The organism is Nostoc sp. PCC 7107 (assembly GCF_000316625.1).
Classification (GTDB): Bacteria; Cyanobacteriota; Cyanobacteriia; order Cyanobacteriales; family Nostocaceae; genus Nostoc_B.
Map to the genome: position 1 here is coordinate 6,163,963 of NC_019676.1, position 25,801 is coordinate 6,189,763.

Sequence of the window (25,801 nt, forward strand, 5' to 3'; positions counted from 1 at the left end):
TAAGAGCTTGTCATGATGCAAATGTTTAAAGTACTGTTTGGTGTAGTTCTGGGAAGACTTTGGAGACTTTTTTTAACAGATAATCGCCGTATGTGCCGCTAAATTCGTGGACACTAGTTTTATCCCAGCGATCGCTTTTATCATCATTCACTACTACGTCTTTGAGTTCAATGGGTTTGACTTCAACATTAAAGTTGGGATCGAAGAAAAATGGAAATGACAGGCGATTACTTGTTGATAAATTCCGAACGCGGTGAGGTGTTGAGCGATACAGTCCTTGTGTCATGAGATCGAGCATATCGCCAATGTTGCACACAAAGGAATTAGGAATAGGAGGTGCATCTATCCAACCAGACTTTGATTTGATTTGTAACCCACCGATATTATCTTGCTTGAGAATAGTTAATACTCCGTAATCTGTATGTTCGCCAACGCCCCATTGAGATTGAGATGATGAATTAGGAGGATAATTAAAAATCCGAAATAATATCAATGGGTCTTTTGTATAACTGTCTGCAAAGTAAGATTCTTCTAATCCTAAACTCAAAGCAATTCCGGCCATTAGCGTATGTCCGAGTTGAGTCATTGAGTGCATATATTCCAGCACTGTTTCTCTAAATTGCGGAATATTTGATGGAAATAGGTTGCTACCGTGCATTGGTTTACCATCTTTCACCAGTGGATGATTTTCTTCTAGTTCTGTACCGAAATAAATACCTTCTTTTAAGTCTGGTTTCCCTGATGTCAATTCATTCCCTACAGGGAAATAACCTCGCCATGCTTTACCACCAAGAGACATACGAATTTGCAGCTTAGTTTCTTCATCCTGTGAGAAAAACTGTTGGCTGAGGTTTTCTAATTGTTTTTGTAATTGTTCATCAACTCCATGTCCGACAATATAGAAGAAACCGTAATCTTGACACGCTTGTCTAATTTGTTCTGCAATTCCAGAATAAGATTTGCTAGTTTGGGAAACCAGCGCACTAATATCAATTATGGGAACTTGAACGTGTGAGATGATCATGCTTTGTTTTTTTATTGGTGCTTAGACTATACAAGAAATTATATCGATGTCAGAATTTTTGAGATGGCGATCGCTAAATTTTGTCAACTAAAAAAATATATGTTTTTGTTAATTTCGTTTTAAAGTTACATAATTCGATATACATACCGTAGTATTATTTAAATAATCCTCAGTAGTATTATTTAAATAATCCTCAGTTACTCTAAAAATTAAAAATTTTTCAGCATAAGTAATAATTATTGAGTAACCAAAACTGAACAATAAAAATATTCCAAAATATGCAGTATAACCAATTAGGACATAGTGACTTAAAAGTTTCTGAAATTTGCCTTGGCACAATGACTTATGGACGGCAAAATACTATAGAGGAAGCCCACCAGCAGCTAGATTACGCCATCAGCAAAGGAATTAACTTCATTGATGCGGCTGAGATGTACCCAGTACCGCCCAGTGCTGAAACCTATGGCTTCACCGAAAGTTATATTGGAGAATGGTTAAAGCATCAACAGCGAGAACAACTCATAATTGCTACTAAAATTGCCGGGCCAGGACGCGGTTTTAAATGGTTGCGTGATGGAGCAAAAGCAATTGACAGAGACAATATCAAGCAAGCGGTAGATGATAGTCTCAAAAGATTACAAACAGATTATATCGATTTATATCAAATCCATTGGCCTGACCGCTATGTTCCTCGTTTTGGACAAACAGTGTTTGACCCCTCTCAATTAAAGGAAATAGTTCCTATTGTGGAACAGCTAGAAGTTTTCGCTGATGTTATCAAAGCCGGTAAAATTCGCTATATTGGCTTAAGTAATGAGACTCCTTGGGGAGTTGTCCAATTTAGTCAAGCAGCTAAACAATTTGATTTACCAAAAGTTGTCTCTATTCAAAACGCCTATAATTTACTCAATCGAGTTTTTGATGGCGCACTTGCAGAAGCAGTTTATTACGAAAACGTTCCTTTACTCTCTTATAGTCCTTTAGGATTTGGTTATTTAACTGGTAAATATCTCAACGGTAAACCAGAAAAAGCAAGAGTTACTTTGTTTGAAAACTTTGGTCAGCGATATTTAAAGCCAAATGTCAATAAAGCAGTTGCGGCTTATGTGGAAATAGCCAAAAATCATCAACTAAGTCCTGCACAATTAGCTATTGCATTTGTGCGGAGTCGTTGGTTTGTTGCGAGTACAATTATTGGTGCTACTACACTAGAACAACTAAAAGAAAATATAGATAGCATCAATGTAGTTCTCGACCAAGAAATTCTGGCAGAAATAGACGCAGTTCACACTCAATATCCAAATCCAGCACCCTAAAAATAGGTTGTGTTGTGAGATCCCTGACTTCTTCAAGAAGTCGGGGATCTGAAAAGCCTAATTACTTTATTAGTGTACAAAATTCATCATATCCATTTAAAATTATGACGATCGCAACAGCATTAGTAGACCAAAATACTATCCGTCGCCGTGGTACTGGTTTAAGAGCTTACAACCCAGACAAAGTATATAAGGGTTATACACTTTTCACACCGCTTACAGGTAATGGAGAAGTCTATCTTCTCAACCTGGAAGGAGAAGTTATTCATCAATGGAATTTACCCTATCCTCCTGGTTTATATGGTTATCTCTTACCTAACGGAAACCTTTTTTATAACGGTAAAACGCCAGAAATTCCGCCGCGTTTTCCTTTGTGGGGTGCTTTTAAAGGTGGCGTTGTCTTAGAGGTAGATCCCAAGGGAAATATTATCTGGGAGTACAAACATCCAGATCATCATCACGATGGACGCAGACTCCGCAACGGAAACACAATTTTATTAGCCATTGAAAAGATCCCTCAGTCTTTGATTCCCCATATCAAAGGCGGTGTAGCGGGAACAGAAGCAGACGGTGACATCTATGCGGATGTGCTTTACGAAGTTACTCCTGGGGGTGAAATTGTTTGGACTTGGCACGCCTACGAACACCTAGACTCAGATGTTTTTACAATCACACCTCAAGACCAACGACACGAATGGACTCATGGTAATACTGTAGGCGAACTCGCTGACGGCAACATTATAGTCAGCTTTCGTAACATCTCTACTGTTGCAATTATCGATCGCAACACAGGAGAAATTATCTGGACACTTGGAGATGACATCCTAGCACAGCAGCATTTTCCTAACGAATTAGCTAATGGCAATATCCTGATTTTTGACAATGGCGCATATCGCCGTCATACTGCGCTGAATTTCTCGCGTGTGATAGAAGTTAGTCGTCAAACTAAAGAGATTGTTTGGGAATACACTGACAACCCGCCTCAAAACTTTTTCAGTTCTTATATATCAGGCGCACAGCGTTTACCTAACGGCAACACTTTAATTACAGAAGGTGCTTATGGTCGCATATTTGAGGTGACAGTTTCAGGCGAGATTGTGTGAGAATATATCAATCCTCACTTTGCAGCACGGAATCTGGATGATAAGTCAGCAGTGGCGAGTGGAGAGCAAAATTCAGTCTTTCGCGCTTTTCGTTACGCGCCTGAAGAAGTGCCTTGGCTTTAGTTCAAAAGAATTTGATTAATTTTATCGCCACCCAAAAAACTTTGTGGGTGGCGAATCACTCAAAATAGTAAGGCAAGATATGGGTTTAAGTAGTAACTCAAGTTGCTAGTTACATACCAAGAAAGATGACATAGGGGTATAAAAACAATAAAATCCCTCCAGACAGAAAATTAGGAGGGAAATATGTTAAATGAAATAGTTACTATCTATTCTGTCATAGATGACCTATTGAAGGCGATTGGACATGATGAGGATATTCGTCGTGAAATGAGTGATGCAGAAATTATCACCACGGCAATGATAGAGGCAATGTTTTTTGGTGGGAATCATAGCAAGGCTTGCAGCTATATGAAAGACCATAACTTGATACCAGGAATGTTAGAAAAATCACGATTTAACCGGCGATTACACAAGGTATCGATGTTGATGAACGATTTATTTCATCACATGGGAACAGCACTAAAAGAAATTAGTGAAGATACGGAATATCTTTTAGACTCGTTCCCCGTACCAATATGTGATAATATTCGTATCTTTAATGCGAAGTTAATTCACTCGGAAGAATATCGGGGTTATATCGCATCCAAGAAACGTTATTTTTATGGAGTGAGAGTACAGTTATTGACTACCAAAACAGGTATTCCTGTCGAATTTGTGTTCATGCCAGCTAGCGCAACAGATATACGGGGATTGAGTGCTTTACCCTTGAATTTAATGCCTGGGAGTCAAGTTTACGCCGATTCTGCCTATCTTGATTACACTGTGGAAGATGACTTAATTGAAACTAGTCAAATCTAGATGCAGGTCATGCGAAAAAGTAACTCTAAACGCCAAGATGCACCGTGGAATCAATACATTAAACAGTCTATTCGTCATTACATTGAAACCGTGTTTAGCGGCATCACTCGTTTCTTCCAAAAATCGCTTCATGCCGTAACATTTGAGGGGTTTTTACTGAAGTTACAAGCTTTTATTTTTGCTTACACTCTGCAACAAGCTTTTATTGACTAAGTTGCAAATGTTACTCTCTATTAAACTACACCGAACATTCCTAATGGCATTTTTATAGTGGTTGGAGTTCGTACAACCCTTATTTACTGTGCCTACACTTTCCATCTCCTCTTTTGTATTCTATTACCCGCAACTTGGATTACTTAACGTTAGTTTTGACTTTTTTTCAAAATCTACTTGCTTTTTATATATAACCATGTAAAACTACTATATTATCAAAACATCTAAAAATCTACCAATTTACAGTAGTTAATTTTGATTCGTCAGTAGATTATCAAGTGATATTGGCAATTAAATACTGAATGAAGACTTGACTTTAGTAAAGCAATCTTCCTGAACCAAAAGTTTTAGCCACAGTATACCTCCGCTTACTAAAGGTGGTTTATCCACCTTTTTTACTCAGTTTGAAAATTAAAATTTTGAATAGCTTGATATTAAAATATGAGTCGATACATACAAGATTTTAAAAATAAATTTAAATCTAGACTAAACCTACGCATCACTCGTCGTCACGCCTTATTTGCTTTTGGCTATAGCTTAGTCTTGTCTACATCACTGTTGAGTTGCAGTCCTGCAAATAATAATCAGCAACAAGCAACTTCATCTAAATCGAATGTAGGTAGTAGTAATAAAGTAGTCAGAATCGTTCGTTCTAAACAACTGACAGCCCTCGCCGTTTTAGAACAAAAAGGCATTTTAGCAGAAAGACTAAAACCTCTAGGTTACAGAGTAGAATGGCCAGAATTTGCTGCTGGGCCTCAACAATTAGAAGCGTTAAATGCAGGCGCACTGGATATTGCTTCTACAGCTGAGTCACCTCCTATTTTTTCGCAAGCTGCTGGTGCGCCTTTGGTATATTTAGCTGCTAATTCTAATGATGGTAGGGCAGTTTCTCTGTTAGTGCCAAAAAACTCTTCTATTCAAAGTGTTAAAGATTTAAAAGGTAAAAAGGTAACTTTTCAAAAAGCATCTATTGGTCACTACCTTTTAGTCAGAGCTTTAGAAAAAGCCGGACTAAAACTTAGTGATGTAGAATCTGTTTATTTGCCACCTCCAGATGCAAATGTGGCATTTAGCCAAGGTAAAGTAGATGCTTGGTTTATCTGGGAACCATTTGTTACAAGAAATGTTCAAAATCAAACTGGGCGTGTTTTGGTAGATGGTGGTAACGGCTTGCGAGATACTAACAATTTTTATTCTACAAATCGCAAGTTTTATCAAGAAAACCCAGAAGTGATCAAAATTTTTCTTGAAGAACTGCATAAGGCACAAGTTTGGTCAAAAAACCATCCTAAAGAAATTGCTCAATTACTAGCCCAAGCTACTCAACTTGATTCAGCTACTTTAGAAATCATGCACAATAAATATGATTTTGCGCTAGTACCGATTACAGAGAAAATTATTAATAAACAACAGGAAGTCGCTGATAAGTGGTATAGCTTAGGACTAATACCGAAGAAGGTAAATGTCAGAGATGGTTTTCTCACTCCAGAACAGTATGTGGAAATTACTCCTCAAGAAGTGCTGGCTAAAAATTAATCAGATGGATAACCCTGGGTTTTGCAAAAACTGTGGCAGCAATTAAAAATTTGGCGTAAGGATTCAGGTCTAATATTGCGGAAGTAAAGAAGGGCGAGACTGATAATTATTAGAATCAGCAATTAGAACCGGGTGAACGAAAAAAAGTGTGAGGAAGAGAAAATAGTTAGCGGATATCATACGCTAACTAAACTCTGACTAAGAGGATGGTTTAACTCTCATCAGATTTCTGATATCTTGTAGCTTCTTCAACTAGGTCATTTAATCCTAGCGCTAGTGTATGAAGCACTTGGTTTAACGCTTCGATTTTTGTCCGATTTTTCATCATCTCAACTGCCTTCAAGAAAGCTGGGCTACCTGCTTTACCAATATATTGATGGCAACTCTTAAATCCATTTTTGGTAACAAAGATGGCCTGGGATGATTGCCACTTGTAATACCAATAAGCTCCACCCTTACCCTTAGCTCGGTAACGAACAATCCAACAACCAGATTCAGCTACCTCACTTTTAAGGAGAGTGGAGATTTCTTGGTTGATTTCTTCCCTTTTGGTTTGTAATTGTTCTATTCTGTCTGCTAAATCTGAAAGACTTTGTTCTCTCGTTTTGACCACTATTAAATACAAGCTTAAAAGGACAAATATTATCGTCAGCTTTATGCTAACTTATGGGGAATTATAAGATAAGGATGACCAAAAATTTGACCATCGCGTTGAATTACTTAAATATGCTGCCCTCAGAGCCATAACTCCTTCTGCTCCAAAAAAAGACCAGTGCATACCAGCCTGTTTTAATCTTTGAGTAACCACACGTCGATTGGAACTTTCAACAACTCCTGAACCAATCATTAAACCAGCTTTTAAATAGGAGCGATAATCAATCCGACTCTGATTATTAGTTAAATAACGCTCTAAATTAGTAATTGCTTTGCTTAAATCTTTCTTCTTTTTGGGGAAGTGATGACAATTTTCAATTACTGTAGTCCATTCAGATTTTTTCAAAAGTTGTTGTTGAGTTTTTACCCAATCCTTTTGATAGTCTTCTTTGTTTGGATAAGCGGCTTTCGCCACTGCCCACACATATTCCGAGAGATGAAAAAAGTCGAGAATCTCCACTGCGCCTGGAAATTGTTCTGATGCCATCGCCCAAATCCAATGTGCGCCGTCACCAAGAAATACGGTTTTTGTGTTTTTTTTACCTGCTACTTGATTATATAACTGCGATACTCTTTCTCTAAATTCTCCGCGTGATTTTAAAGTAGCTACATATTCTCGTTGTCGGATTACACCTCTTTTTTTACCAAGTTTTTTATGGTCTTTACTCCAGAAAATTACACCAACTTTTGCTTCTTTATATCCTTGTTTTTGATTCAAGGGAGTCATGACTCCATCAACTCCCACATATAATAAATCTGGTGGTTCTTGCTCTTGATTGGGAATTTCAAACTGTGAAGAAGTGTCTGGCTCACATCGAACCTGAAACTCTTGTGTTTGTAATTGATTTCCTGTCTTTTCTACTTGATTAGCTAAGGTTTTTTGTGTCAAATCTAGTCTTGTCCATTTTTGAAACAAAGAGTGAGAATTTGGAAATTCACTACTAACTCCCAAGGCACAGGCTAATTCTCATACCATTGGTAGCCATTTATCTTTTGGTAGCCCTAACTCTTCATCAACTAGGACTTTAATACCATCTGTTGTCTCATAAGCTCTACGTACAAGAACCATTTCACCTAATGGGGTGTAATATCTTTTTTCTCGTTTAGTTCTCGGATGTGAGTATTCGACTTCTTTTTCTTCAATTAAGGCTTGGAATAAGCTTTGTTGCACAAAATTCCCTAATTTTAGCCACATATTGTAGAATTCGCCCACAAATTCTTCTAAATGGTGACACTCCGGTAAGTCGAAGAGTGTGTCACTGATGTGAGACAGAATTGATTGGAGGTTGTTCATGGGTCTTTTGGTTGCATGACATCAAGAGCTATGTTAGCGTATGATGTCCGCTAACTACTCTCCCACACCTTTTTTCGTTCACCCTATCGTAGGAGCTTGTCATTGTGGTATGTGTAGAAAGTGGGGCGGAGGAGCAATGTTTGCCATTGAGTGTGGCAGTAATGTTACTTTTGAGGGTGCAGAAAATATCAGATTTCAAGGGGCGACAATCGCCTCTCAAACCTTTAGCTTGCAGGGTTTAGAGGCGATTGTCGCCCCTTGAAATCTGAAGCTTAGAAAAAATACTTGTTTTCTATCACTGTGGTTTGGCGGGTTGCGGAATTATATTTTAAAAGATATTCACGAGCGATCGCTTCATTATTCCGCAGAGTTTCGACTTCTTTTTTACCAATTTCGGTATCAGTAGAGAGCAGAATTACTTGATGGCTGGCGGCGGGGAAGTATCTTTCTACTAGGTTTTTGCGGTGGGAGGAGTCGAGTCTGCCGAGGGGTGTGTCAATAGCTACGGGTAAGCGCAGACCGGAGACTTTGGCTAATCCCCAAAGAAAGGCGATCGCCAGTAGTTGTTTTTCCCCTGCCGAAAGTCGATGTTTAGGAACTTGTTTACCCTCAAAATCAAACAGAGATAAGGCGAAGGTTTTAGTATCAATAGCAATGCGAAATACTAAGTCTGATTTGTGCAGTAAATAAAGGAAACAGTTCTTCACTTCCTCCTCTAATTTATTTAGCTTCCTCAGCGTTAATTTTTCTCGAAAAAGCTTAAGTGTTTCTTGAACTTTAGTAGCTGAGGTAATGATATGTTCTCTATTTTTATGTTTTATATTTTTGTCAGTATAATCATTTAATTCTTTTTTCGTTATTTCAATCGCCTCTGTTAACGCTGCTAATTTTTGTCGAGTCGTTTCGTAATTTGCTTTAGCTTGTATAACTTTATTCTGTGCTGTTTCGACAGCTTCACGTAGCTTTTGATAAGCTTCTGGTTCTGCGGCTGTCTGCATTTGTCTTTCTAAAGTAATAATTTCTTCTTGCAGATTTTTCAGCTTACCCAAATGTTGTTTTGCTAGATTACAAGCATTTTGTAAATGATATCTCACATTATCTAACTGGCTCAAGCTTTCTTCATCAGCTAATAACCAAGGTGCTTCAGTTTGGAGTGAACTTGCATATAAATTATCGACATCTTCGGCTAAAAAAGATTGAATTTTATCAACTTTATCAGCAGCAATAGTTAACTGATTTAGCCAATTAAGTAACCGTTTATCTCGCTCAAGCAAAACATCTCTAGCAAGTTGCACTTGTTGAGTACGAAATTCATTTGTTCCCTGTGCTTGTACCTGACTCAATAAATTAGGAATTAAAGCTAAAGGTAAAATATCAGCAGCTAACTCACACAACGATTGTCTAATTGTTTCTACAGCAGTAGTTTTTTCCTTGTGTTTCTCTTCTAACTGACTACGTTCGGCGGCGATTTTACCACCATCAGATACAAATTTATCTAAAGCTTCCCGTTGGATAGTTTCTAATGCTTCAACTTGATTTTTAATACTAGCTAATTTTTCTTCTGTCGTTTGATAATTTTCTTGTTGCTCTCCTAACCTTTGTTCAATTTCTTCTAGGTTAGCCAAATCTTTTGTATCAGCCATTTCTCTGCGTTTACGGTTGACTAAAACATCTAAATCAACTGCTAATTTATCTGCCAATTCTAGCCCTAATAGTCCGCGAATAGCTTCAATAACAATTTGTGGCGGTGTTTCTTGTTCTGCTAATTCTTTAACTTGTTCACCATCAAATAAAAATAAATTAGAAATCCCTAAAGGAAGTAAATTTTCTATATAATCATCCCAAATATTTACCAAATAATCAACTGGCCAAGTATCATCATCACCTAAAATTCCTAAAGCATCTTTACCATCTTTAGGATTTTTTTCCCAAGTTCTCACAATCCGATATCTGACTGGCTTATCGTCTTCAATATGTTCAAAGAGTAGCTCAATTCGTGTCTTTTCAGATGGTGTCGCTTTACTATTGACACATTGATTTAAAAAATCACCATAGCTCAAATTACCGCGAGTAGAACATTGGGCGCGTTGTCCATATAAAGCCAGCCGAATCGCATCCATCAGCGTAGTTTTTCCACCACCATTCATCCCACCTAATAAAAGAATCGGGCGAGGATTTTCCTCATTTCTTGGGTCAAGGTTGATTACTTGTCTCCCAGAGTAAGGGCCAAAATTTTGTAATACGAGTTCGAGAAATATCATTTGTCTTTGTAGTGATAGAAATATTATTCGGGGCGAATGAAATTCGCGGCTACACAGGCGAAGTCCGCCTACGCGGACTAAGATAAGACAAAATTTATCTTTCCTTAACCCGCGCAGGTGGTCACTGAGCTTGTCGAAGTGAGGGTTTTGTTTGTGTAGCCGCGATTTCTAATCGCCACGTATCTTTTTAACTTAAGTAGTCATAATCTGTCTTGTTAAAATACTCATGACTTCACCAGGGTTAGAACTAGGTAATAAAGGACTCCACTCGTTAACTTCGGCAAAACCCAGTTTGTATAAAGTCAGAATTATGTTATTAACACCTCTTTTAGAACCATAAATTACAACTTTGACAGACTCTCTGTCTGGTGTTGTTTCTGTAGAGTTGTTAGTATAAACAAGTGGCGCTGTGGTTTGACAGGTGTCGGCTAGAAAGCTTTTAGTCATGGAAATTTACCTGCTTGCTGGTAAAAGTTACTGTTACATAAACGTAACAAGATAATCTTACACTGTTTGTTACATATACAGAACATTTACTCTGTTAAGAGCCTTTGACACAATCAAAGGCATGGGAAAAGCAGGAAAAGCGTTGAAACAGGTGTTAGAAACATACAGCATCAGCCAAAACAAGTTAGCAGTAACAATGGGAACAGGACGGCCAAACGTTCACCGATGGGTTAATGAGATGACTGACCCTGTTGCTGATACACTGTTAGAAATTCGTGATGCACTCAAGAAAATTAACCCAGCCGCCGCAGACGAGTTTATCAGGCTGTACTTGGGAGATGCTGACCATGATGAGTAAGCTTAATTCTTTGTCTGTTTATTTTTAAATTTCATATTTGCCCAAGTCTTGGTATTGTCAGCAGTATCAATTTGTGTATCTGCTGTACTTGCTTGTTCATCTGGGGCGACAAAATCTGCTAAAGTTAGCTGCTTGACTTTTTCAATATCACCTTGTTCAACTGCTGTTTTCAAATCTCGTTTTAAATGAGCATTTTTCACTGCTTCATCTTTAGAACGAGAACTAGTAGCAAAGCATTTTTCTAAGCTTTCGTAAATTCCTACACGACGCGACATTTTGCGAAATTGACGTTCTGTGTCTAAAAGTTTCGCCATCAATTCTAAGTGCATCTCGTTACCCGCACAGATTTGTTCCAACACAGTCCATTCATCACTACCTAATAAGCTAAGGTCTGCGCCTGGGCGTGGGTCTTTAAATTCTTCGCCTGTGACTTCTTGATAAATGCGGGGTAAGCTGTCGTCAAACTCATGTTTTTCTTCTAACCAAATACGCCGAATTTCGCTCAATTCTTCAATGGAGATAAGGCTAATATCGCGCATATTTTCTGGTGCTGTTTGACGGATTTTTGTTTGCGCTTCTAATAGTCGTGTTAATAGATGTTCACGCCAAGATTTAACGTAAGGGCCTGGTATTGGTTCAACAGAAATCTCTCCATCTAAGTTACGTTCAAATAGTTGGACTTCTCCCCATATACGGCGGAAGTCTCGTTTATTACGGTCATTATCAATGTTCAAATCCTCTAAGCGAATATCAATTAAAGGTTGTAACCATTCTTTTTCTTCATCATTTTGAATCATCGCTTGCATAGACCTATCACTATTAACCAGTGTGCAAACCCAACATCCAAAACGAGAGCTACCACAACTAGGGGTAGAAGTATCAACAACTAAGGGGCATTCATTATCAGCTGTTGCACCTCGATACATAGCAAATAAGTCTTTGTTGCTGTATCCCCAAGAATTATCCCATTGCATTAAATACAGCCAAACTTCATCAGTGCGCCAATCTTCTATAGGAGTATAAAGCAATGAGTTAACAAGGCTAGGATGAGGGCTAAGGCGTTCTCGTACTCGACCAACTTCGCGTTTGGCCATGATAGCAGCACGATTGGTACTTTCAGTTTTGCGTGTTCCTAGTAAAACAATTGTTTCACCACTAGCCCTGATAACATTACGTATGAAAAGGTTAGACGGATCAATTTTCAATCGTCCAGTACACCAACGAAATTTATGTCGTGGTGCTGGGTAGCCTTTGCCAATTAAACCCACCCAGTATGTTTGTTTAACATCTGGTTGTAATAAATGCGGTTCTACAGGCATTTGTTGTTCTTGAGCCGCTATTTTCATTTGCTCTAGTGAGTTGCGTACCCAAGCAGCTACATAAGGATTTTCTACACCTGTATCAGTCGTAATAACATGAATTGGCTTAGTTCGCTTTTCCGGTGGAAGTTCCAATATCGCATTCCAGACTAGCTGTAAAGTCGCTGTGCTGTCCTTACCCCCCGAATAACCAACAACCCAAGGTATGGCATCTAAACAATACAATTCTTGAATTTCAGTTGTCAGAACTTGGATATACTCTACCAACTCTGCTACAGTACGTGTCTGCTGACCTTTATTTTCTGGTTGTTGTGCTTCAGTCATTGCTTCCTACCTCTGGACATCTGGGCATTACCGCTTTTTTCCCCAGCATATAGAATGTGCGGGTTCCCAAAAAGTTTTTAAAAACTGATTTATTAGTATCTAACTTTTTGGAGAATATAGCTACACTACAAGACTAAGTTTTTAAAAATTAATATGAGAGACATTGCATCTGATCCAACTGCTGATATCGCTAAAGAGTACCTAGAGAGAGAAAACAAGGAAAAAGAGGTACTAGCTTTACTTCTTGATAAGTTTTTAGAAAAAAAAGACCGAATTCTCGTTCAAAAAACTGAGATGGGTGGAAGTGAGGCTTATGTTGGTTCCGTCAGCTTAGAATGGTTTGCCAGCAGAGTTCATTTCGCTTCTGGTTTACCTCTGCTACAAAAAAATTACAATCAAGAGACAGATAACATTGAAATTGACGCAGATAGTATCGATGAAATTCAACAGCGTCCCGTTGACTGGACACGTCAAGCGCCCTTAGTTCAATATTTGGCTGCGAGAAAAAATCATAAGTTTCCTCCCGTACTAGTAGTAATTAATCAGCCTTGGGTGGATGATGCTTTAGCATCTGAGTGGGATAGTGAAGAACGCGCTACAAAGTCTACTACTGATTTTACACCTCTAGATAAAGATGCTAAGGTCGGCTTACTCAATGTCTCTGAAGAGAATGTCACCATTTATGCGCTAGATGGTCAACATCGGTTGATGGGAGTGCAGGGTTTAATTGAGTTAATTAAAACTGGTAAACTCCAGCGATATAAAAAAGATAAAACTGCTGATGATAGTTTTATTACAGTGTCAGATTTAATCGAGCAATATCAAGTAGATCCGGCTTATTTACAAAGCTTACCTAAAGAAAAAATTGGTATTGAGTTCATTTGTGCAGTTAATTCTGGGGAAACTCGTAACCAAGCTAGAAGAAGAGTAAGGTCGATTTTTGTTCATGTTAACTTGATGGCTGCACCTTTAACTAAAGGTCAATTAGCACAGTTAAATGAAGATGATGGCTTTTCTATTGTTGCTAGAAAAATTGCAGTCACTCATCCACTTTTAGAACAAAAGCCAAATCGCAATCCGCGTGTTAATTGGAATAGTTCAACTGTAGCGTCAAACTCTACAGTTTTGACGACATTGCAAGCGATACAAGATATGTCTGAGAGATATTTAGGTCAAAAATTCCCTTATTGGAAACCATTGGAAAAAGGCTTAATTCCGATGCGTCCAGAAAATGAGGAAATTGAACAGGGAATTGAAGAATTTAAAAAGCTATTTGATAATTTAGCTAATTTACCTAGCTATAAAATTTTGGAACATGAAGACACACCAGTTTTACGAAGGTTCAGCTTTGAAAAAGGTGGTGGTGAAGCAAATATACTTTTCCGTCCTGTGGCGCAAGTTGCTTTAGCCCAAGCTTTAGGATTTTTAGTATTTAAAAAAGGGGTTTCTCTAACTACTATTTTCAAGAAGTTGAAAAAGTTTGACCAGCAAGGTGGTTTTACTGGGATGGAATATCCTAAATCTATTTGGTACGGGGTTTTATATGACCCTAATAAAAAGCGAGTGCAGGTTTCTGGAAAAGAATTAGCTGCAAAGTTATTAATTTACATCCTTGGCGGAATTCAAGACTCAATGGAACGTGCTGAACTTCGTAAGGCTTTAGCTAATGCTAGGACTGTAGAAAATAAAACAATTGGTTTTGATGGTGAATTTGTCGAACTAAAAGAAGTAGGACTTCCACCTGTGTTGTAGTTAACCTTGAAATATATTTTGGCGATGCCATTGAAATGCTTCTAATTCTGGAAAGTATTGCTCTTTATTTGGCAACAGTAGTCTTTCGCCATGAAAATCTTTCATTGGCTTAGTGTGAGGAGAGATTTCTTCTAATTCTTTAGTAACAATGATTTTGTACTGCTCATCAGCTGTAAACCAACCACGGTCAAAAGCCCAGTGGTGATTTTTGCAAAAAGCAATACCATTATGAATTCTACTGTCATAAAATTGGGAAAATGGTTTGATGTGTGCGCCATCTACAATATTTTGATTTTTGGCTTTAGTGACTCGTAGTCCGCAAAAAGCACATTTAGAATCATATATATGAACAATAGTTTTTCGGAAAAAAGAATTTCTAATGACAGCTTTTCTAACACCCCATTTTGGATTATGATCAAAGCTTGTTAATGTGAGTAAGTCTTCTTCTTGAAAAGATTGGTTAATTTGCAAAATATCTTCAAGTTCTTCTTGCTGCTCTTGAAAGAAAGTTGTTACCAGTGCATCAATTAATTCTTGTCTTGAATATTCATCTTGTAAAAAATCAAATAGTTCATCATCTAACGAAGCATATTCAACAGAATCTCTTAGCTTGTTAGTTGTTTTTGGCTGAAGTCCATTATACTTTGGCTTAAATTTTAAATGCCAAAACCCTTCACTTTGTAGATGAATAAATGGATAGTGTAACCCACCTTGATAAGACTTAGAACCTAAAATACTCCAATATCGCTTAAATGTTTGAACTAATTCTTCTGATACTGGAATTTTATTTTCATTAAGAATCCCTCGTGTAAATAAATCAATTATAGTTAAAATTAATATTGGTTTATATTTAGCAACACCACGTTTTTGACTAGTACTTACATTTAATTGAGAAAAAGATTCATAATAGTAATTTAAGGTCTTCATAATTTTATTAAGCTCATTCAAAAATTAACTTAAAAATCTGGTAAGGTCAAATTCTTCATGTATAGCTTCCTTATTATCTTTTTCGGCAATTAAGAATAAAAGAATACGCTCTGAATAATCTACTGCTCCACGTAATTCAGTTTGTAAAATTTCTAGTCCACCATTGGCGTATTCTTCAAAAATTTGGGTGCGTTTATCTTCATATTCTTCTTCTCGTGAAGAAATAATCTCTATATCTTGTGTTTCATTAATTCCTAATAATTTAATTATTAATTCATGTCCCAAAGAGACAAAGTTCTCTTGGGGAATGGGGGAAGGTTCTCTTTTGGTAGTCTCGCCTAAAGGTATACGCTTTTTATATCTAACACCTAAAGCAGCAGCAAATACCATCACTTCTACATAAGTTTGAAAAGGCCCTGTTGTGTCTTTTGAGGCGACTAATGATTTAACTAACTCGGCTTTATCTTTGGCAATCTTGATTCTATTTGCAGCCATTGATTTGAATATTTACATTGTAGTTATGATACCCGAAAGCTAAGAGCGATTTTATACAGAGATACAAACAAAAAACGCCCCCCTTTTCAGGAGAGCGTTTTGATTAATTAGAGATGTTGTCAAGCAACATCTCTAGAAAATTAACCGTTAATAGCAGGAGCGCTCATTGCAACAGGTTTAACTTCACCAGCAGCTAAGTCTAGGGGGAAGTTGTGAGCGTTACGCTCGTGCATTACTTCCATACCCAAGTTAGCGCGGTTGATGATATCAGCCCAGGTGTTGATGACGCGACCTTGAGAGTCAATCACTGATTGGTTGAAGTTGAAACCGTTCAAGTTGAAGGCCATTGTGCTGATACCTAGTGCTGTGAACCAGATACCGACTACAGGCCATGCAGCTAAGAAGAAGTGCAAGGAACGGCTGTTGTTGAAGGATGCGTATTGGAAGATCAAGCGACCGAAGTAACCGTGTGCTGCAACGATGTTGTAGGTTTCTTCTTCTTGACCGAATTTGTAACCGTAGTTTTGAGATTCAGTTTCGGTTGTTTCACGAACCAAAGAGGAAGTTACCAATGAACCGTGCATCGCAGAGAACAAGGAACCGCCAAATACACCTGCTACACCCAGCATGTGGAAGGGGTGCATCAAGATGTTGTGTTCTGCTTGGAACACAATCATGAAGTTGAATGTTCCAGAGATACCCAAGGGCATACCATCAGAGAAGGAACCTTGTCCGATTGGGTAGATCAAGAATACTGCGGTAGCAGAAGCCAAAGGCGCGGAGTAAGCTACGCAGATCCAAGGACGCATACCTAAGCGGTAGGATAGTTCCCACTGACGACCCATGTAGCAAGCACATCCGATGAGGAAGTGGAAAATTACTAGTTGGTATGGGCCACCGTTGTACAACCACTCATCTAAGGAAGCAGCTTCCCAGATTGGGTAGAAGTGCAAGCCAATCGCATTGGAGGAAGGAACAACTGCACCAGAGATGATGTTGTTTCCGTAGATCAAGGAACCTGCAACAGGTTCACGGATACCATCGATGTCTACTGGAGGAGCAGCGATGAAAGCGATTACAAAGCAGGTGGTTGCAGCCAGCAATGTAGGGATCATTAGTACACCAAACCAACCAACATAAATGCGGTTTTCGGTGCTGGTGATCCACTCGCAGAAGCGCTCCCATACGTTAGCGTTAGAACGCTGTTGTAAGGTTGTGGTCATTGTTTTATAAGTGCTGTTTTTCGTTAAATATGTGACAGACAAATTTTTTTATGCCTGTTGTCAATTAGTCTACATGAATTTACTTTCATCGGATATTTAGCTTCATATTCTGTAATATATTTTGTGTATTTATTTTCTTTAATGTAAAGTTTCGAGTTGGATTTATAGCCATCATCAAAAGCATCAAAAGCTTTGATTTGTCTGATTTTAAGTTATTTCAACATCGAATCAATTTTATTGAAGCGATCGCTAGTTACATAGCTTTACATTAGTTTACAAATCAATTCTAAATTCTCTCATCAAAATATTATGTGAGTAGCGGTATTTATTCCATTGAGAGGTTAATTATTGCTTTGTCAATACAAATTACGACAGCTTATTTAATTGAGTTATTTTTAGCTTAAAAATCAAAATATATATAAGGTAAGCTGCCTTCAGGAGCTAGTAACCACACAACATAAAAACACAACGGTACGAAGACAAGCTTAATTGGCCAGTTTAACTCTAGTTTTAATCGACCATTTAAAGCGTAGACCAGCCCCATAAAAGCCGCTAAAATCATCAGCATCCAGGTTAGTTGGTAAGGGCTAATAGTTAAAGCTTCTACATACACTTTTTGGGCGAACTGTGCATCAGCAGTGTGACCCCAAAGGTGCTGAAATACTAAAGAAGAATCTTGGAGATTGGGTAAACGAAACCAAATCCAAGAAGTAAAAACCATCAACTGAGTTAACAACCAAGCAATAAATATACCTAAAGGATTTTGCCACAACTGAGCTAACTTTTCATGGCGATCGCTCAAATCATCTGTAAGGCGATGAATGGCTAAAGCAATTCCGTGGAGAATACCCCAAACAAAAAAACCCCAGGCGGAACCATGCCATATACCTGCAATTACCATAACAATGAATAAATTCCAGCAGGTACGTATCAAACCACGACGAGAACCACCTAAAGGAAAGTATACATAGTTACGCAACCAATCACCTAAAGTTATATGCCAGCGCCGCCAAAAATCGGCAATACTGGTGCTGAAGTAAGGAAAATCAAAATTTTCTGGCAAAACTAAACCAAACAACAAAGCCGTGCCACAGGCAATGTCTACGTAACCATTAAAATCTAAATATAATTGCAAACCATAGGCAAAAGTTGCCAACCAAAGATCACCACTACCTGCGCGTTGCAAATTGCCAAAGCATAAATCTACAAAAATACCTAAGTTATCTGCCAAAAGTCCTTTTTTGACTGCGCCTCTAGCAATTAACCACAATGCTTCAGCCACTCTCTCAGCGGTGGGAAATTGGAGTGTGTTTAACTGAGTTGCTAAGTTGTGGTAACGCGTAATTGGCCCGGAAATTAGTTTGGCAAAAAAGAGTTTGTAGGTGGCAAATTTAAGGAAATAGTCAGTAGCAGGAGCGCCGCGATAAACATCTATTAAATAAGCAATACACTCAAAAGTGAAAAATGAAATTCCTAAAGGAGCAATTATTTTAAAAGATGCCTCTGGCGCATTGGTTTGTATAGGAAAAACTATGTTTAATATTGGAGTAATATATTTAAAACCAAGCAATAATAAAACATTTAATATTACACCTAGCCATAATAATTTCAGGCGGCGACTACTCCAGTCTGCATTAGCATACTGCCATTCTTCATTAGAGATTTGCCAATCAAGATTATGCTCGCCTGGAGAAGTATTTTTGCCAATTTCTCTCCCCAAACGAAAGTTAATAAAGGTCAATGTTAATAAAAGTGGTATGTATTGAATACTCCACGAAGCATAAAAAGCCAGACTGGCAATTAATAAAGTCCATAATCGCCATTTTTGCTCGGCGACAGTCCAGTAAATGCCTAATATACTCAGTAAAAATATGCCGTAGGAAATTGATATAAAGTTCATATTTTAGTTATTAATCAATAGTCATTTGTCATTTGTTTTTTTATCCTTGTCTCCCCTCTCTACTTTGTTATCCAAGGAATTACAGGGTCTATTGCTAGTTTTTTGGAGACTTCGTAAGCACCAAAGCGGTTAAGATGGCTGGGGTCAGAAAAATAGTCATTATTTCTTGGCCAAAGTTGGCTAAAATCTCGGTAAATAAAATTAGGATTTGTCGCCAGACGAATCATGTATTGTTGAAATTCTTGCTCATATTTTTTCCGAACTGGATCTAAATACTCGGCAGTGAGAGGCATATTAATAAATACCAGAGGAATTTGCTGAGATTGAGTAAATTTCAAAACTTCTTGGAAGGCTGTATCTTGATTACCTTCTATATGAAATGATTTATAGTCATTATCATAATTGCCTGTAACTCTGGGATGTTTTTGATAGTATCGAGCCGGATTAAAGCGCACCGACAAAGGTAAGAAACCATCAAAATCAACTGCTTGCAGAGAAGCTTCATCTTCGGAACTTTCAGAAATAGATTCAGTGGATGGTGTCTCTGGGGAATTGCGATCGCTAATTAATGGCAAATTATCAAGTTGCTGATGCAGTAAGGATTTAAGCTGTTTGCGATTTTGATAACTACTAGAAAAAGCAGCTAAAATCTGATTTAAACCATTATTGATAGCTTGATAATTATTAATTTCATCCGGCTTTTTCCCAGTTTTTGGTTTGTCTAGAGATGTTGTTGAATTTTTAGCAGCTTCTTGATTAACAGCCGTATTTTGGGCTTTTTCTAAGATTTTTTGATAGCCTGGAGAAGCTGCGATCGCATTAAATGTGATATCGTCTCGACCACTATTAAAAGCGCGAGAACCATCGGCCCAAAGAATTACTTTTGGTAGTTCTGCTGGCTCAAGTACTTGACGAATAATAAAATCGACCACTTGGGCTGTCGCACCATTTACACCAAAGTTGAATACATCAAGATTGGGATATCCCTGTTTTCCTAACCCTTTGGCTAATGCAGCCGGATCAACACCTCGCAAAGCCCGCGAAGAACCAATAATTAATATATCGGGCGGATTTCCTTTAATATTTAATTGTTGCCGATACAAAGCTAGTTGCTCATCTAATTGCCGTGCATTAAAACTGGGCATTTGCGATCGCGCTGCTAATAAAATTGCTGATGCTGTAGCTTTTTCTTTTAATGGTGCGGCAATTAAAGTTGTAGACTCAGGATCATCCTCATTGACTGTAAACCCAGAGGCATTGAAGGCTGAATTTTTTGCACCTGATAATTTTTGCCCAGATGCGTTAGTCAATAATTCTAATTTTTCTTGCTGTTTTGCTTTGGCTGGTACTGGTGGCTTTTGTTTAGCAGATGCAGCAACATTATTTACCGATGGCTTACGGGGTAATGTTCGCGTGATAAGTTGACCACTAATCCAATCGGTTTGGAGAGTGAGTAACAATCCCAATGTTCCCCAAACTAAAGCAACTTTGAGTCCACCTTGCAAATCAGGATCGGCGACGGCTGACTGTCCAACTTCTGTAAATATTTGTGTGCCTAACAGTAAATTTTTAACTGTTGTGGTGGTAGTTACAATCCAATCTCGCGCTACTTCTGTGACAAAATTTTGAACTTCTTCTGAGGTTAAATCAGGGCGGAAAATGGGCTCTTGACTATCTTTAACTATCAGTTCACCCACATATTCGGAAGCCGCAGCAAACTCTGGGGTAGCTTCGGGAACTAAACGTTGGCGCTGCACAAAATCCACGCCATGATGCCAAACTGGTTCTTTATTCCCCGCACGACGACCGTAAACTCTTACTCCGGTGATTCCCGGTAATTTTAACTGGCGGACAAACTGGGTAATTTTATTAGCTACTTGTTTACGGTTGGGACATATAGGCGCATCGCACATAATGTGAAGTAAGTCACCTTTGTGGAGTAAAATTACGCGAATACCGCCTGTTTTCAAGCGCCATTCTAAATCAGTATTTAGTAAGCGTTCTAGTAAAAAATGAGTAGCTGGTTCATCTCCATTAATTGCTAACTCTAAAGCGGAGGTAGCCAAGGCTGGGTGTTGCGCCGCAGGTAAGGAAATCCAATCAATCCAAGCGGGTTGCTTTTGGGCTGTTCTTTGACCGTAGATGGTAGCGCCAAGAATCCCTTGGGGGGCGATCGCATCTAAGTGCGATACGATAATATCCAGACATTTCGTTTTATCGGGTGCGGGTGCATCTTCTAAAGGATCAAAAGCTGGGGAGCAAAAAAGATGCAGAGTTGATTCTTTAAGTGATGCTTGGACAGTGACTTTAAACTCTAATAATACTTCGGTTAATAACCGCGCGATCGCTTGTATATCTCCCCAACGCGCCCATTCTTTGAGCATCACCTCTGGAGGAGTCAAATCTACCCGCAATACCCAATCATTACTTGTTTCCCCACTAACTTGAGAAGTAATGACTGCATCTTGGTAGCCAGTCAGTTTTAAAAATCTGAGTTTTTGGGCTATTGTTTCTGCCAATAATGAAGAATCTGGACTATAGGCAGATTGACAAAAAACCCATAAACGATTTGTTTGTGCTTGATTTTTGTCTTTAGGTTGGTGCGGCTTAATTTTGACTTGAACTCCCACACCCAAAGAACTCAGAGTTTCACTCAGATAATGAGCGATCGCATTCGGGTCGCCGCGACGGGCTAAACTCTCATTGGAGATAATCATTGCCCCGCCTGGCTTTGATGATTCCGCGTCTTTTAATGCTTGCTCTACCTGTTCTAAATGCTTATCTAATTGATTTAGATGCACCCTATGGCACCATTGGGGACGATTTTCGCCCTTTTTTCGCCCATAAACCAATACTTGGTATATTGAGGGTTGTTCGTTATTCGTTAAGACATCTAAATTAGTTTGCTGAAGTGCGTGGAGTAAATCAGAAAGAGTGCGCCAGCGTTGAGGACACTCGATTGCTTCACAAAGAATGTGTAGGTCATTTCCCCGCAACCGGATTTTCACCCCTAAAGTGTTAATCCCTGTTGCTTGGCTTACCCATTGCACTAAAGTTTGCTGGCTATCTGGTAATACTTTTTTCATGGGCAGTTAACTTTACAGGAAGCGAGTATTCGGGGGTATTGCCTGCGCTTGTAAACTAGAACCATAACGTTTATCACATTTTGCTGTTTTTTTTTAACACTTTTGTTACCTTCTGTGCTTGCAAAATAGGCCAAGATAGTCTTATATCGTTGCAAGTCATACAGATTTTGAGTTTCGCGTTTCATTTTCCTCGTTTGCCAACAACCAAAAATTAGCAATGCCTCCTATCACCTCCCAATCTTCACCCAACCCCGGACTAAATCTGGTTTTGTTTAGCATTCCCCAATCTTTTATCCTGGAAATAGGTACAGCGTCTATACTACTGCTGCTGACCACCGAAAAGTTCACCCTCAAAGCCCTAGAATCTCTAGGCCAAGCTAGTGAAGAATTGTTTCGCGGCGATCGCTTGCCGATTCTTCCCTTTCCCAATCACGATGAATTAACCAATAAAAGCTAAAACTTATACTTAAAAAAATAAATCGCTCATAGAAAACAATGAGCGTAAATCACAAAGTTCAAAAATGTAAACAGTAATTGGCTTTACAAGAGAAGCAAATATGAGTTCGCTTTTATACTCTGTGTCACACGCTGCGAATTATTACCCTGCATCAGAACTATTTTTACGTCGTCGCCTCCAAATAGTTGAAGAATTATGGGAGAACGTCCTGCGGCAAGAATGCGGACAGAAAATGGTAGACTTATTACGGCAGTTGCGAGATTTGTGTTCGCCAGAAGGACAAGCCACAAATGACCAAGCCGCCTCCGCTGTTAAATTGATTGAACAACTAAATATTAATGAAGCGATTCGGGCAGCGCGGGCTTTTGCGCTGTATTTCCAGCTAATTAACATCATAGAGCAGGAATACGAACAAAAGCAGCAATTAACCCGCTATTCAGAAATCGAAATAGAATCCAAGAATGCAGAAACTGTCTCTGATAGTAGCTACTCTTCCAACGACAAAGAAGATGATGCGTTTGTTAACACAGGTATAGGTTCAGACTTGTTAGCCAAAAATTGGGTTAACAAAATGCACAACAAACAGAAAGGTACTTTTGCTACTCTGTTTCCCCATCTATACGATTTGAATGTCCCACCCCAACAAATTCAACGCCTAATTTCGCAACTGGATGTGCGTTTGGTGTTCACAGCCCACCCCACAGAAATCGTCCGTCACACCATCCGCGATAAACAGCGACAAGTAGTCAATCTCCTGCAACAGATAGATGCAGTAGAAAATCGTGTTGGTGCTTATCCTTGGGAATCAGGGGAGTTACGGGAAAAACTGCTGGAAGAAATTCGCCTATGGTGGCGTACCGATGAACTCCATCAGTTCAAACCTACAGTCTTAGATGAAGTAGATTATGCCCTGCACTACTTCCAAGAAGTATTATTTGATGGCATTCCTCAACTGCATAAGCGGTTCAAATATGCTTTGAGTAAAACTTTTGATTGGTTGGAACCACCGCGGAAAAACTTTTGTGCGTTTGGTTCTTGGGTAGGTTCCGATAGAGATGGAAACCCATCAGTCACACCAGAAATCACCTGGAAGACAGCTTGTTATCAGCGCAAAATGGTACTGGAGCGTTATATTCAGTCAGTGAAAAAGCTGATTGAATTGTTAAGTATATCCATGCACTGGAGTGATGTTTTACCAGATTTATTAGAATCTCTGGAATTAGATCAGTCACATTTAAGTGATATATATGATGCCCTAGCGTTGCGTTATCGCCAAGAACCTTATCGCTTGAAACTGGCTTATGTACTTAGAAGGTTGGAAAATACCCGCGATCGCAATTTAGCATTATATAAACGGGAAACTCCCACCAACGAAGATGCACCTATGTATCGTTCGGGAGCCGACTTTTTGGCAGAATTGCGGTTAATTCAGCATAATTTGAGCGAAACTGGACTGAGTTGTCGAGAACTGGAAAATCTGATTTGTCAAGTCGAAATCTTTGACTTTAACCTGACACAATTAGATATTCGTCAAGAATCAACACGCCATTCCGATGCGCTGAATGAGATTTTAGAATATCTGCAAGTATTACCCCAAGCTTATGATGATCTAACAGAAGAACAGCGAGTTGCTTGGTTAACCGCAGAATTGCAAACCCGCAGGCCATTAATTCCAGCGGAACTGCCATTTTCTGAGAAAACCAACGATGTCATTGAAACCTTTAGAATTTTGCGATCGCTGCAACAAGAATTTGGTGTCAACATCTGCCAAACTTATATTATTAGTATGTGCCGTCAAGTCAGCGACGTACTAGAAGTTTTACTCTTAGCCAAAGAAGCCAGATTATTTGACCCAGCCATTGCCGTCGGCACAGTTCAAGTTGTACCCTTATTTGAAACCGTAGAAGACTTGCAGCGTTCCCGCAGCATCATGCGCCAGCTGTTTGAACTTCCCTTATATCGGGCTTTATTAGCTGGTGGCTACGAAAATATTCAGCAAAGACTGGCGACACCTGAATCAAGTCCGCACTCAGTTCTCACCCCCGACTTGCAAGAAGTCATGCTGGGGTATTCCGACAGCAACAAAGACTCCGGCTTCTTAAGTAGCAACTGGGAAATTCATAAAGCCCAAAAATCATTACAGAAAATTGCCGAAGACTACGGCGTGAACTTGCGAATTTTTCACGGTCGCGGCGGTTCTGTGGGGCGGGGTGGCGGCCCTGCTTATGAGGCGATTTTAGCCCAACCAGGACACAGTATTAACGGGCGAATTAAAATTACCGAACAAGGAGAAGTATTAGCCTCGAAATATTCCTTGGTGGATTTAGCTTTATACAACTTAGAAACCGTCACCACCGCCGTCATCCAAGCAAGTTTGCTGCGGACAGGGTTTGATGATATCGAACCTTGGAACGAAATTATGGAAGAACTAGCAGCGCGATCGCGGCAACACTATCGTGCTTTAATCTACGAACAACCAGATTTCATCGACTTTTTCAACCAAGTCACCCCCATTGAAGAAATTAGCCAACTGCAAATCAGTTCCCGTCCAGCACGCCGACCTTCTGGTAAAAAAGATTTAAGCAGTCTCCGGGCGATTCCTTGGGTATTTAGCTGGACACAAACGAGAGTTTTGCTACCTTCCTGGTATGGTATGGGGACAGCGTTGCAAGAATTCTTAAATGAAGAACCAGAAGAACACCTCAAATTACTACGCTACTTTTATATGAAGTGGCCGTTCTTCAAAATGGTGATTTCCAAAGCCGAAATGACCTTGGCAAAAGTCGATATGCAAATGGCGCGACACTACGTCCAGGAATTATCCAATCCAGAAGACAAAGAACGGTTTGATAAAGTGTTCGAGCAAATCGCCAGCGAGTACTATTTAACCAGAGATTTTGTCCTGAAAATTACGGGACACAATCGACTTTTGGATGGTGATCCAGTGTTGCAGCGTTCAGTACAATTACGTAATGGGACAATTGTCCCTCTAGGTTTCATCCAGGTTTCCCTACTCAAGCGCCTGCGCCAAGCCAAGAATACTACAGCTACCTCTGGTGTCATTCACTCCCGTTACAGCAAAGGCGAACTACTCCGAGGCGCACTGTTAACCATTAATGGTATTGCTGCAGGGATGCGAAATACAGGTTGAACTGCTTCATCGAGTCCTTTGTCAATGGTCATTCTTC

Annotated in this window: 20 protein-coding genes and 1 pseudogene; 10 read left to right on the forward strand and 11 right to left on the reverse strand. The window is 39.1% G+C overall.

Annotation, left to right across the window (positions count from 1 at the left end; translation table 11 throughout):
* Window positions 1-25: 25 nt before the first annotated feature.
* The gene (locus NOS7107_RS26415) at window positions 26-1,024 is read right to left on the reverse strand and encodes an isopenicillin N synthase family oxygenase (protein WP_015115979.1); all 999 of its coding nucleotides are present in this window, start codon (window positions 1,022-1,024) and stop codon (window positions 26-28) included.
* A gap of 278 nt (window positions 1,025-1,302) precedes the next feature.
* On the opposite strand from NOS7107_RS26415, the gene NOS7107_RS26420 reads away from it, so the two are divergent.
* From NOS7107_RS26420 to NOS7107_RS26435, 5 genes are all read left to right on the forward strand, one after another.
* Window positions 1,303-2,340, forward strand: a complete 1,038-nt coding sequence (locus tag NOS7107_RS26420; protein WP_015115980.1) for an NADP(H)-dependent aldo-keto reductase — start codon at window positions 1,303-1,305, stop codon at window positions 2,338-2,340.
* A gap of 104 nt (window positions 2,341-2,444) precedes the next feature.
* A complete protein-coding gene (locus tag NOS7107_RS26425; RefSeq protein ID WP_216594393.1) occupies window positions 2,445-3,443 on the forward strand; it encodes an aryl-sulfate sulfotransferase in 999 nt (332 codons plus the stop codon).
* A gap of 351 nt (window positions 3,444-3,794) precedes the next feature.
* Entirely contained in the window at window positions 3,795-4,364 is a 570-nt protein-coding gene (locus NOS7107_RS26430; RefSeq protein ID WP_253274490.1) for a transposase, read from the forward strand.
* Between the two features lie 9 nt (window positions 4,365-4,373).
* Complete coding sequence (locus tag NOS7107_RS29600) at window positions 4,374-4,577, forward strand: hypothetical protein (protein WP_253274491.1); 204 nt, start codon at window positions 4,374-4,376, stop codon at window positions 4,575-4,577.
* Between the two features lie 441 nt (window positions 4,578-5,018).
* Entirely contained in the window at window positions 5,019-6,116 is a 1,098-nt protein-coding gene (locus NOS7107_RS26435) for an aliphatic sulfonate ABC transporter substrate-binding protein (RefSeq protein WP_015115981.1), read from the forward strand.
* Between the two features lie 211 nt (window positions 6,117-6,327).
* Here NOS7107_RS26435 and NOS7107_RS26440 read toward each other — a convergent pair whose 3' ends face one another.
* Window positions 6,328-6,729 carry a hypothetical protein gene (locus tag NOS7107_RS26440; protein ID WP_015115919.1) on the reverse strand — a complete coding sequence of 134 codons (402 nt, stop codon included), beginning with the start codon at window positions 6,727-6,729 and terminating at the stop codon, window positions 6,328-6,330.
* Window positions 6,730-6,780: 51 nt separating this feature from the next.
* A pseudogene (locus NOS7107_RS26445) lies at window positions 6,781-8,064 on the reverse strand (ISKra4 family transposase).
* 109 nt (window positions 8,065-8,173) lie between these two features.
* Here NOS7107_RS26445 and NOS7107_RS29605 point away from each other — a divergent pair.
* On the forward strand, window positions 8,174-8,326 hold the full coding sequence (locus NOS7107_RS29605) for a hypothetical protein (RefSeq protein ID WP_253274492.1): 153 nt from the start codon (window positions 8,174-8,176) through the stop codon (window positions 8,324-8,326).
* A gap of 10 nt (window positions 8,327-8,336) precedes the next feature.
* On the opposite strand, the gene dndD is transcribed toward NOS7107_RS29605, so the two are convergent.
* Together dndD and NOS7107_RS26465 are read right to left on the reverse strand one after the other, a co-directional pair.
* A complete protein-coding gene (gene dndD, locus NOS7107_RS26460; RefSeq protein ID WP_015115983.1) occupies window positions 8,337-10,325 on the reverse strand; it encodes a DNA sulfur modification protein DndD in 1,989 nt (662 codons plus the stop codon).
* 192 nt (window positions 10,326-10,517) lie between these two features.
* Window positions 10,518-10,772 (reverse strand): hypothetical protein, encoded by a 255-nt coding sequence (locus NOS7107_RS26465; RefSeq protein WP_015115984.1) that lies wholly within the window; start codon window positions 10,770-10,772, stop codon window positions 10,518-10,520.
* Between the two features lie 121 nt (window positions 10,773-10,893).
* Between NOS7107_RS26465 and NOS7107_RS26470 the strand changes: the two genes are divergently transcribed.
* Window positions 10,894-11,130 (forward strand): helix-turn-helix transcriptional regulator, encoded by a 237-nt coding sequence (locus NOS7107_RS26470; RefSeq protein ID WP_015115985.1) that lies wholly within the window; start codon window positions 10,894-10,896, stop codon window positions 11,128-11,130.
* 2 nt (window positions 11,131-11,132) lie between these two features.
* Here NOS7107_RS26470 and dndC read toward each other — a convergent pair whose 3' ends face one another.
* Entirely contained in the window at window positions 11,133-12,773 is a 1,641-nt protein-coding gene (gene dndC, locus NOS7107_RS26475; RefSeq protein WP_015115986.1) for a DNA phosphorothioation system sulfurtransferase DndC, read from the reverse strand.
* Between the two features lie 153 nt (window positions 12,774-12,926).
* On the opposite strand from dndC, the gene NOS7107_RS26480 reads away from it, so the two are divergent.
* Window positions 12,927-14,525 carry a DGQHR domain-containing protein gene (locus NOS7107_RS26480; RefSeq protein WP_015115987.1) on the forward strand — a complete coding sequence of 533 codons (1,599 nt, stop codon included), beginning with the start codon at window positions 12,927-12,929 and terminating at the stop codon, window positions 14,523-14,525.
* Here the strand turns inward: NOS7107_RS26480 and NOS7107_RS26485 are convergent, their stop codons facing one another.
* The 5 genes from NOS7107_RS26485 to NOS7107_RS26505 all read right to left on the reverse strand — a co-directional run bounded on the left by NOS7107_RS26485 (window position 14,526) and on the right by NOS7107_RS26505 (window position 22,156).
* Window positions 14,526-15,452 carry an HNH endonuclease gene (locus NOS7107_RS26485; protein ID WP_015115988.1) on the reverse strand — a complete coding sequence of 309 codons (927 nt, stop codon included), beginning with the start codon at window positions 15,450-15,452 and terminating at the stop codon, window positions 14,526-14,528.
* A gap of 24 nt (window positions 15,453-15,476) precedes the next feature.
* Window positions 15,477-15,947, reverse strand: a complete 471-nt coding sequence (locus NOS7107_RS26490; protein ID WP_015115989.1) for a DNA phosphorothioation-associated protein 4 — start codon at window positions 15,945-15,947, stop codon at window positions 15,477-15,479.
* Between the two features lie 140 nt (window positions 15,948-16,087).
* A complete protein-coding gene (gene psbA, locus NOS7107_RS26495) occupies window positions 16,088-17,170 on the reverse strand; it encodes a photosystem II q(b) protein (protein WP_015115990.1) in 1,083 nt (360 codons plus the stop codon).
* 400 nt (window positions 17,171-17,570) lie between these two features.
* Entirely contained in the window at window positions 17,571-19,070 is a 1,500-nt protein-coding gene (locus NOS7107_RS26500) for an MBOAT family protein (RefSeq protein WP_015115991.1), read from the reverse strand.
* 59 nt (window positions 19,071-19,129) lie between these two features.
* Window positions 19,130-22,156: a DUF1574 family protein gene (locus NOS7107_RS26505; RefSeq protein WP_015115992.1), complete on the reverse strand. Its 3,027-nt coding sequence runs from the start codon at window positions 22,154-22,156 to the stop codon at window positions 19,130-19,132.
* A 217-nt stretch (window positions 22,157-22,373) separates the two neighbouring features.
* Here NOS7107_RS26505 and NOS7107_RS26515 point away from each other — a divergent pair, with 217 nt between their 5' ends.
* A complete protein-coding gene (locus NOS7107_RS26515; RefSeq protein WP_015115993.1) occupies window positions 22,374-22,613 on the forward strand; it encodes a hypothetical protein in 240 nt (79 codons plus the stop codon).
* Window positions 22,614-22,713: 100 nt separating this feature from the next.
* Window positions 22,714-25,764: a phosphoenolpyruvate carboxylase gene (ppc, locus tag NOS7107_RS26520; protein WP_015115994.1), complete on the forward strand. Its 3,051-nt coding sequence runs from the start codon at window positions 22,714-22,716 to the stop codon at window positions 25,762-25,764.
* Window positions 25,765-25,801 lie beyond the last annotated feature (37 nt).